Origin of the sequence: Nonomuraea zeae, from assembly GCF_005889725.1 — a bacterium.
Taxonomy (GTDB): domain Bacteria; phylum Actinomycetota; class Actinomycetes; order Streptosporangiales; family Streptosporangiaceae; genus Nonomuraea; species Nonomuraea zeae.
On record NZ_VCKX01000406.1, the window covers coordinates 1 to 9229 of the forward strand.

Consider the following 9229-nt stretch of genomic DNA (forward strand, 5'->3'; position numbering starts at 1 on the left):
ATGCGAGCCAGCCCTCTCGCGGCTCCGGGCCGCCCTTCCCGAGTTCCGGGCCCTGCGCGTCTCCAGGCCCTGCGCGACTTCCGACCGGTTTCTGGTGTTCAAGCCCTTTCGCGGAGTTCCTGCTCTCTCCCAAGCCCCCGATCCGGTCACGCCGTACGCGTTCGGCCGGCCTGCGCCGTCAAGCTCCATGCCCCGGCGCTTGGTGCATGACGCCGCACTGACGCTTGGCGTGGGGGCAGCCGCCTGACCAAGCCCAGCCCTCGACACCGACCCGTGGCGCCGATCGTGGCCTCAGCCGTGACGTCGCCGTGGCGTCGGCCGTGACGTGTGGGCTGACGTCGCCGGAGTTCTGCCCGCGTGCACCGGTGGTCACGGAAGCCCGTCTCGCATGAACCCTGCGTCGCAGGTCGGGCGGGCCCGGGAGCCCGCTCCCCACGCCCGAAAACCCGCAGGTCCGGACGCCCGGGAACCTCAAGGCCCCACCGCCCGGGGACCTCAAGGCCCCACCGCCCGGAAGGCTCGAAGGCCCCAACGCGGAAGACCCGAAGGCATGAACGCCCGAACGCCCGAACGGCGCTAAGGTCCTGCGCGCCCGGAAGACCCGACGCCCCACACCCGGGAGACCCGACGCCCCAGGCCCGGGAGACCCGACGCCCCACGCCCGGGAAACCCGAAAGCGCCCACGCCCGGGAGAAGCCCCTATGCCTCGGGGGTCACCGCCACCGCCCCGGCCGCCTCAGGCCCGTCGTTCAGCAGCACCTCGAACCCGGCCCCGTCCAGGATCGGCACCCCGAGGCTCACCGCCTTGTCGTACTTCGACCCCGCGTTCTCCCCCGCCACCAGGAACGACGTCTTCTTGGACACCGACCCCGACACCTTCCCGCCCCGCGTGGTGAGCGCCTCCGCGGCCGAGTCGCGCGTGTAGCCCTCCAGCGTCCCCGTCACCACGAACGTCAGCCCCTCAAGGGTCTGCGGCCCCTTCTCCGGCGCGGGCTCGTCCTCCATCCGCACCCCGGCGGCCTTCCACCGTTCGATGATCTCCCGGTGCCAGTCCACCGCGAACCACTCCCGGATCGTCGCCGCCACCCTGGACCCGATCCCGGCGACCGCCGCCAGCTCCTCCTCCGAGGCGTTCATGATGGCGTCGATCGAGCGCATCGCGTTGGCCAGGTCGCGGGCCGTGGGCGGGCCGACGTGCCGGATCGACAGCGCGACGAGGAGCTGGGCGAGCGGGACCTGCTTGGCGCGTTCGAGCTCCTCCATGAGCTTGAGCGCATTTTGGCTCGGCTCACCGTTGAGGTTGGAGAAGAACGTGACGACCTTCTGCTCGCCGGTCTTCGGGTCGATCTTGGGCAGGCCGGTGTCCGGGTCGCGGACCACCGACTTGATCGGGATGAGCTGCTCCAACGTCAGGTCGAACAGGTCGGCCTCCGTGCGCACCACGGGCTGCTGGGGCGGGAGCGGCTGGGTGAGCGCGGTGGCCGCGACGTAGCCGAGGCCGTCGATGTCGAGCGCGCGCCGCCCGGCGGCGAAGTAGATCCGCTCGCGGATCTGGGCCGGGCAGGCCCGCGCGTTGGGGCAGCGCAGGTCGGCGTCGCCCTCTTTCTCGTAGGCCAGCTCCGTGCCGCACTCGGGGCAGTGGGTCGGCATGACGAACTCCCGCTCCGACCCGTCGCGCATCGCCGTCACCGGCCCGACGATCTCGGGGATGACGTCGCCCGCCTTGCGCAGCACCACGGTGTCGCCGATGAGCACGCCCTTCTTGACCACGACGGCGGCGTTGTGGAGCGTGGCCCGCTCGACAGTGGAGCCCGACACCACGATCGGCTCCATCACCGCGTACGGTGTGACGCGCCCGGTGCGGCCGACGCCCACCTCGATGTCGAGCAGCTTGGTGTTGACCTCTTCCGGCGGGTATTTGAACGCGATCGCCCAGCGCGGAGCCCGCGACGTGGAGCCCAGCTCGCGCTGCGTGCGGAAGTCGTCGACCTTCACCACGACCCCGTCGATCTCGTAAGCGGGATCGTGCCGGTGGACCCGATAGTGCTCGATGAACTCGTTGATCTCGGTCAGCCCCGGCAGCACCTTGTAGAGGTCGCTGACCGGCAATCCGAACTCGCGCAGCCGGTCGTAGACCTCGGACTGCGCCCGCGGCTCGGCCGCGCCCTCCCAGACGCCGATGCCGTGCACCAGCATCCGCAGCGGCCGCTGGGCCGTGATCCGCGGGTCCTTCTGGCGCAGCGTGCCCGCCGCGGAGTTGCGCGGGTTGGCGAACGGCGCCTTGCCCTGCTCGACGAGCTGCTCGTTGAGCTGCTTGAAGCCCTCGACCGGAATGTAGACCTCACCGCGCACCTCGACCAGGCTCGGGACGTCGTCGCCGGTGAGCCGGTGGGGGATGCCCTTGATCGTGCGGACGTTGGCCGTCACGTCGTCACCCGTGCGCCCATCGCCCCTGGTCGCGCCGCGCTCCAGCTTGCCGTCCCGGTAGACCAGCGCGATCGCCAGCCCGTCGATCTTCAGCTCGCACAGGTAGGGGCCCGGATCGCCCTCGGCCAGGCGCTCGGCCCGCGCCTGCCAGGCGGCCATGTCCGCGTCGCTGAAGGCGTTGTCGAGGCTCTCCAGCCTGGCCAGGTGCTGCACCTTGGCGAAGTCACCGGAAACCGGCGCGCCCACCTTCTGCGTGGGCGAATCGGGCGTCTGGAGAGTCGGATGCGCCTCCTCCAGCGCGAGCAGCTCCCTGAACCACTCGTCGAACTGCGCGTCGCTCACCGTCGGCTGGTCGAGCACGTAATAGCGCCAGCGAGCGTCCTCGACCAGCTCGCTGACCTCCGCGTGCCGCTTCAGCGCCGCCACGGGCACGCCACCGACCTCAGTGCTCGGCTCGCTCACGACCAGGTCTCCTTCCGTCCGGCCCCCTGACCGACACCCTGAGCAAACGCTACCGCCGAGCACCGACAGGAGCACGCCCCGCCGGACGACCTCAGCCGCCGTAGCGCGAAGCCGGGTCCTCCCAGCCGTCGTACCGCGAAGCCACGTCCTCAGGCCGCTCAGCCGCCCTGCGACCAGACGCCTTCCCACGCCGAGCACCTACCGGTGGGCTTCTTGGCCGTGCCCCGGCACACCTTGCCCTCGATCGAGAGCATGTAGCCCGTCTTGAGCGCGAACGCCAGCGGCTTCGTCCCCGAGCAGGAGTGGTAGGTCTTGTACCCCTTGCCCCCGCTCTCCTTGACCCACCGGAACGTCAGCCACGAGCACCCCTTACGCCCGGGGAAGTCGTACAGCTTGCCGCTCACGACGAACCCCGGCCGGTCGAGCACCACCTTGCCCTTGGCCTTGCCCGCCCGGTCGGCAGAGTAGATGGAGCCCCAGCTCCAGATCTCCGGGTTGGCCGTGCCGCCGGCGGCCAGCGCGGGCGCGGCGAACGAGGCGGAGGCGATCACGATCACGGCACCGGCGGCCAGCGTACGAAGGATCATGACCGGCACGCTACTCAGCCGCCTTGCATCCCGCTTGCGGGATCCTCCTTCAGCACCTGCGCCGCCTTCCTGCAGGCCGCCAGCGCCGCCCGCGCGTACTGCGGCGAAGCGCCCGCCAGCCCGCACGCCGGAGTCAGCACCACCTGCCCGGCCAGCCGCTCGGGATCGAACCCCAGCCGGCGCCACAGCTCCACGGCCGGCTTGGCCACCGCCCCGGCATCGGGGAGCCGCACGTCCCTGCCCGGCACTACGCCCAGGAACAGCGCCATCCCCGCCTCGACGATCTCCCCCAGCGCGTCCTCCTCCTTGCGCCGCAGCAGGGCGGCGTCCACCGAGACGCCCCGGACCCCGGCCCTGCGCAGCAGGTCGTACGGCACTCCGGGAGCGCAGCAGTGCACCACCGGATCGCCGAACAGCCGCAGCGACTCCTCCACCCGCCACTCCTCGACGGCGGCCAGCCGCCCGAACCCCGAAGCGGTCGGCACCGTCCCCGCCAGCACCCCCGGCAGCCCCGGCTCGTCGAGCTGCACGACGATCTCGCTCACCCCGGGCAGCCGCCGCCGCACCTCGGCGCAGTGGTCGGCCAGCCCCTGGGCCAGCGAGGCGGTCAGGTCCCGGACGGCCCCCGCGTCGGACAGGATCTTGTCGCCGAACTTGAGCTCGATCGCGCCGGCCAGCGTCCACGGCCCGCACACCTGCAGCTTCAGCGGCCCCGAGTAGTCGTGCCCGATCTCCTCCAGCCCGTCGATGTCCCTGCGCAGGTGGTCGACGGCCCGCCGGTGGTCGCGCCCCGGCCGGTCGCTCAGCCGCCAGCCGGACGGTTGGACCTCGACGGGCAGATCGACCAGCAGCGCCGCCGTCCTGCCGATCATGTCGGCCCCGACGCCCCTGGCCGGCAGCTCAGGAAGGTACGGCAGGCCGGGCACCTCACCGAACACGAGCCTGATGGTCTCCAGATGATTCTCGCCCGGATGCGAACCTATCCCGGTGGCTTCCCACGTTGACATGGGGCCAAGCGTAAGCTCTGCCGAATGGAGCTCACGAAATTCGACCACGCGTGCGTGCGCGTGGAGAAGAACGGCAAGACTCTGGTCATCGACCCCGGCGCGTTCAGCAAGGGCCCGGTGCTCGACGGTGCCGACGTCGTTCTGATCACCCACGAGCACTTCGACCACGTCGACGTCGACCGGCTCAAGGCCGCCTCACCCGACCTGGAGATCTGGACCTGCGAGGGCGTCGCCGCGGTGCTGACCGAGGTGCCGGCCAAGGTCCAGGTGGTACGGCACGGCGACGACTTCGAGGCGGCCGGCTTCCAGGTGAAGGTGTTCGGGGAGTGGCACGCGAGGAACCATCCCGACATGCCCATCGTCCAGAACGTCGGGTTCATGATCGACGACCGGCTCTTCTACCCGGGCGACGCCCTGACCGTCCCCGGCGTGGAGGTGCCGACCCTGCTGGTGCCGACCAACGCCCCGTGGATGAAGCTCACGGAGACGGTGGAATATCTGCGCACCGTACGCCCGGGCGGGGCGTTCTCCACGCACGACGGCCTGCTCAACGACATCGGCCTGTCGCTGGTGGACAACTACCTGAAACTGGAGTCGGACAAGCAGGGCGTCGACATGCGCCGCCTGCGGGTCGGCGAGTCGGCCACCCTGAGCTGACTCACCCTGAGCTGACTCACCCTGGGCTGACTCACCCTGGGCTGACTCACCCTGGGCTGACTCACCCTGGGCTAGCTCAGGCGGTGCCGGTCGCCCCGGGCGCCGGCTCAGGCGGCGGAGACGATGGTCGCCGAGCCGATCACGGTGGCGCCCGCGTAGAGCACCGCCGCCTGGCCCGCCGCGACCCCGGTGGCCGGCCGGTCGAGCTCGACGCGCAGCCCGCCGCCTGGCGTCTCCTCGAACCGGCAGCCGTAGACCTCCCCGTGCGCCCTGAGCTGCACGGTCAGGTCGCCGGAGACCTCGGGCCCGTTCCAGACCGGGGTGCCGCAGGCGATCGAGGTGACCTCCAGCGCCGACCGCGGCCCGACCGTGACCGTGTTGGACACCGGCTCGATCGACAGCACGTAGCGCGGCCTGCCGTCGGCGGCCGGCCGGTCCATGTGCAGGCCCTTGCGCTGGCCCACCGTGAACCCGTGGGCGCCCTGGTGGCTGCCGACGACCGCGCCGCTCTGGTCGACGATCGGCCCCTCGGCCGAGCCGAGCCGCCCAGCCAGGAAGCCGCGCGTGTCGCCGTCGGCGATGAAGCAGATGTCGTGGCTGTCGGGCTTGTCGGCCACGGTCAGGCCGCGCCTGGCGGCCTCCTCGCGCACCTCGGCCTTGGTCGAGTCGCCCAGCGGGAAGATCGCGTGGCTGAGCTGCTCGCGGGTGAGCACCCCGAGCACGTACGACTGGTCCTTGCCCTGGTCGACGCTCCTGGACAGCACCCCGTCCGCCAGCTTGGCGTGGTGGCCGGTGGCGACGGCGTCGAAGCCCAGGGCGAGCGCCCGGTCGAGGACCGCCGAGAACTTGATCTTCTCGTTGCAGCGCAGGCACGGGTTGGGGGTGCGGCCGGCGGCGTATTCGGCGACGAAGTCCTCGACCACGTCGCGTTGGAAGCGCTCGGCCATGTCCCAAATGTAGAAGGGGATCCCGATGACGTCGGCGGCGCGGCGCGCGTCGCGTGAGTCCTCGATCGTGCAGCAGCCCCTGGCACCCGTGCGGTGGGATTGGGGGTTGGCCGACAAGGCCAGATGCACACCAGTGACGTCGTGACCGGCCTCGGCGATCCGAGCGGCGGCCACGGCGGAGTCGACGCCGCCCGACATGGCGGCAAGCACACGCAGTCCCATGACCTTTCCAGCGTACTGTCCGGCTGGGAGTGCGCGACCATGAGCCGGGTCTGGAAGGATTCAGCACATGCGACTGTTCGGGCGCAAGGACGAAGAGCAAGAGGCCGGCGAGCCGGGCGACGGCATCGCCGAGTTCTGGACGTGGTGGCAGGAGGCCAGGCCGGGGCTCGACTCGATGGTGGCGTCGGGCGAGGCCGAGGGCCTGGAAGAGCGGCTGGCCCCGGCCGTGGCGGCCATCCATCCCGGCCTGGTCTGGGAGGTGGCTCCCGGCAGGAACGCCGCGCACGCCCTGGTGGTGACCGCGGCGGGCGACGCCGAGCTGCGCTCTCTCGCGCACCGGTGGGCCAAGGCCGCGCCGCCGGCCGACCTGCTGTGGGAGTTCCATCCCTCGCGGCAGGCCAACGCGCAGGCACTGGAGCTCACCCTCGACGTGGGCGGCTACGAGTTCGCCCTCGACAAGCTGATGCTGGGGCTGCGGGTTCCGCGCGGCCAGCCGCGCGTGGACGTGTCCGCCTACCATCCGATCTTCGGCGAGCTCGACGAGGAGACCCGGCTGGAGGCCGCGCTGCTGGCCCTCGACTGGCTGCTCGGCGAGGACGACGTGGCGAGGTGGGTCGGCGAAATTACGCCTGCCACGTTCCAGCCGATCGACTCCGTGGCCGCGGCGCATCTGCCCGCCGTGGTCGCCGACCTGGCCTCCGGCTACACCGAGGAGGAGTGGGTGCTGCTGGAGGGCCAGACCGCCGGCGGCGCGCCGCTCGTCGCCACGGCCCGCCATCCGCTGCGCTCGGTCGACTATCCGCTGTTCGACCAGCACATCGCGATCACCCTCCCCTACGCGCACCGCGACGAGAACGGCCTGCCGGTCGGCGACTCGCTGACCGCGCTGCGGGACTTCGAGGAGCGCCTGGCCGCCCGCCTGCTCAAGCTGCGCGACGACGCGGTGCTGGCGGCGCATCTGAGCGCGGAGGGGCACCGGATCATCCACGTGTACGCCGATCCGACCGGCGATGCGGCCATCCACGCCAAGGAGCTGATCGTCAGCTGGGAGGAAGGCGAGCCCCGGGTCGACGTGGCCACCGACCCCGCGTGGACCGCCGTGCTCCCCTTCCTGACCTGACGGACCTGACCTACCTGACTGACCTCGCCCCGCGCGGGCGGGGTCAGCTCAGGCCGGCCCGGCGGGCGCGCTCGACGGCGGCCGGGAGCACCTCGATCAGGCGGTCGACGTCGTCACGGGTCGAGGTGTGGCCCAGCGTGAACCTGAGCGAGCCGCGCGCCGCCGCCGGCTCCGCCCCCATGGCCAGGAGCACGTGGGACGGCTGCGACACGCCCGCTGAGCAGGCCGAGCCCGTCGAGCATTCGACGCCCTTGGCATCGAGCAGCATGAGCAGCGCGTCGCCCTCGCAGCCGGGGAAGGAGAAGTGGGCGTTGCCGGGCAGCCTGCCCACCGGGTCGCCGTTGAGCACCACGTCGGGGACGGCCGCGCGGACGCGCTCGATGAGCTCGTCGCGCAGCGACGTCAGGCGGCGGCCGAGCGCCTCCTGCTCCTTGACGGCGGTGCTGACGGCGGCGGCGAGCCCGGCGATGGCCGGCGCGTCGAGCGTGCCGGAGCGCACGTCGCGCTCCTGACCGCCGCCGTGCTGCACGGAGACCGGGGTCAGGCCCCTGGTCAGCAGCAGCGCGCCGGACCCCATCGGGCCGCCGATCTTGTGGCCGGTCAGCGTCAGCGCGTCGGCCCCCGACTCCGCGAACGACACGGGCAGCTGCCCGAGCGCCTGCACCGCGTCGGTGTGGAACGGGATGCCGTGATCATGGGCGACGGCCGCCAGCACGTGGACGGGCTGGACCGTGCCGACCTCGTTGTTGGCCCACATGATGCTGATCATCGCCACGCTGCCGGGGTCGCGCTCGATGGCGGCGCGCAGCGTGTCGGGGTGGAGCCGGCCGAGCTCGTCGACCGCGAGCAGCTCGACCTCGGCGTCCTGGCTGTCGGCCAGCCAGTGGGCCGGGTCGAGGGCGGCGTGGTGCTCCACGGAGCTGAGCAGGACGCGCCGCCTGGGCCTGCGCGCCCAATAGAGGCCCTTGATGGCGAGATTGTCGGCCTCGGTGCCGCCCGAGGTGAACACGACCTCGCTGGGCCGGGCGCCGAGCGCGTCGGCTATCGTCTCGCGTGACTCCTCCACCACCCTGCGCACCTGGCGGCCCGCCGCATGCAGCGAGGAAGCATTTCCGACCCGTTTGAGTTGCGCCGTCATGGCCTCGATCGCCTCGGGCAGCATGGGGGTGGTAGCCGCATGATCAAGATAGGCCGACGGTCTGGTCACGTGCTCAGAGTATCTCGTTTGCGACTGTACCGTCCGGACGGTACAGTTGTGGCATGCGAAGGGACGAGTTGTTGGACGCGGCGGAGGAGCTCCTCTGCGACCAGGGCTCGACCGCGCTCACCCTGGCCGCCGTGGCGGACCGGGCCGGTGTCAGCAAAGGCGGCCTGCTCTACCACTATGGCTCGAAAGAGGCCCTGATCAAGGGCATGGTCGAGCGGCTGATCGAGGATTTCGACGAGCTGCTGGACGCCCAGCCGGGCGAGACCTACACCGAGCGCTACGTCGGCGCGACCCTGACCGCCGTCCGGTCGGGCCGCCTGCGACGATGGGCGGTCGTGACGGGCGCCTCCGGCAACCTCTTCCTGCTCGCGCCGCTGCGCGAGGCGATGGCCCGCTGGCATCGCGAGGGGCTGTCCGATGAGCCGGATCCACGGGCCTCGCAGGTCGTACGACTCGCGTGTGAAGGGCTCTGGGACGTGGCCAGCCACGACCCGGAGCTGAACTCCGAGGACGATCTCCAGGCGCTGGAAAGCCGCCTCATGGCGCTGCTCAAACCGCCGCCCGCCTGAGCCTCCCCTTCCCCCCTGCCGTCC

The 9229-nt window shown here is 71.6% G+C and carries 8 protein-coding genes; 3 read left to right on the forward strand and 5 right to left on the reverse strand.

The window, feature by feature from the left end:
- Nucleotides 1-699: 699 nt before the first annotated feature.
- The 3 genes from ligA to ETD85_RS56660 all read right to left on the reverse strand — a co-directional run bounded on the left by ligA (nucleotide 700) and on the right by ETD85_RS56660 (nucleotide 4483).
- On the reverse strand, nucleotides 700-2889 hold the full coding sequence (gene ligA / locus ETD85_RS56650; RefSeq protein WP_138698119.1) for an NAD-dependent DNA ligase LigA: 2190 nt from the start codon (nucleotides 2887-2889) through the stop codon (nucleotides 700-702).
- A 158-nt stretch (nucleotides 2890-3047) separates the two neighbouring features.
- Nucleotides 3048-3476, reverse strand: a complete 429-nt coding sequence (locus ETD85_RS56655; RefSeq protein WP_138698120.1) for a hypothetical protein — start codon at nucleotides 3474-3476, stop codon at nucleotides 3048-3050.
- A gap of 14 nt (nucleotides 3477-3490) precedes the next feature.
- Nucleotides 3491-4483 carry a methionine synthase gene (locus tag ETD85_RS56660; protein ID WP_138698121.1) on the reverse strand — a complete coding sequence of 331 codons (993 nt, stop codon included), beginning with the start codon at nucleotides 4481-4483 and terminating at the stop codon, nucleotides 3491-3493.
- 24 nt (nucleotides 4484-4507) lie between these two features.
- Between ETD85_RS56660 and ETD85_RS56665 the strand changes: the two genes are divergently transcribed.
- The gene (locus tag ETD85_RS56665) at nucleotides 4508-5140 is read left to right on the forward strand and encodes an MBL fold metallo-hydrolase (protein WP_138698122.1); all 633 of its coding nucleotides are present in this window, start codon (nucleotides 4508-4510) and stop codon (nucleotides 5138-5140) included.
- A 107-nt stretch (nucleotides 5141-5247) separates the two neighbouring features.
- Here ETD85_RS56665 and mnmA read toward each other — a convergent pair whose 3' ends face one another.
- Nucleotides 5248-6309: a tRNA 2-thiouridine(34) synthase MnmA gene (mnmA, locus tag ETD85_RS56670; protein WP_138698123.1), complete on the reverse strand. Its 1062-nt coding sequence runs from the start codon at nucleotides 6307-6309 to the stop codon at nucleotides 5248-5250.
- A gap of 67 nt (nucleotides 6310-6376) precedes the next feature.
- Between mnmA and ETD85_RS56675 the strand changes: the two genes are divergently transcribed.
- Entirely contained in the window at nucleotides 6377-7429 is a 1053-nt protein-coding gene (locus ETD85_RS56675) for a DUF695 domain-containing protein (protein ID WP_138698124.1), read from the forward strand.
- A 43-nt stretch (nucleotides 7430-7472) separates the two neighbouring features.
- Here the strand turns inward: ETD85_RS56675 and ETD85_RS56680 are convergent, their stop codons facing one another.
- Nucleotides 7473-8636, reverse strand: coding sequence for a cysteine desulfurase family protein (locus ETD85_RS56680; RefSeq protein WP_138698125.1), 1164 nt, complete (start codon nucleotides 8634-8636; stop codon nucleotides 7473-7475).
- 53 nt (nucleotides 8637-8689) lie between these two features.
- Here ETD85_RS56680 and ETD85_RS56685 point away from each other — a divergent pair, with 53 nt between their 5' ends.
- A complete protein-coding gene (locus ETD85_RS56685; RefSeq protein WP_138698126.1) occupies nucleotides 8690-9205 on the forward strand; it encodes a TetR/AcrR family transcriptional regulator in 516 nt (171 codons plus the stop codon).
- Nucleotides 9206-9229: the final 24 nt, after the last annotated feature.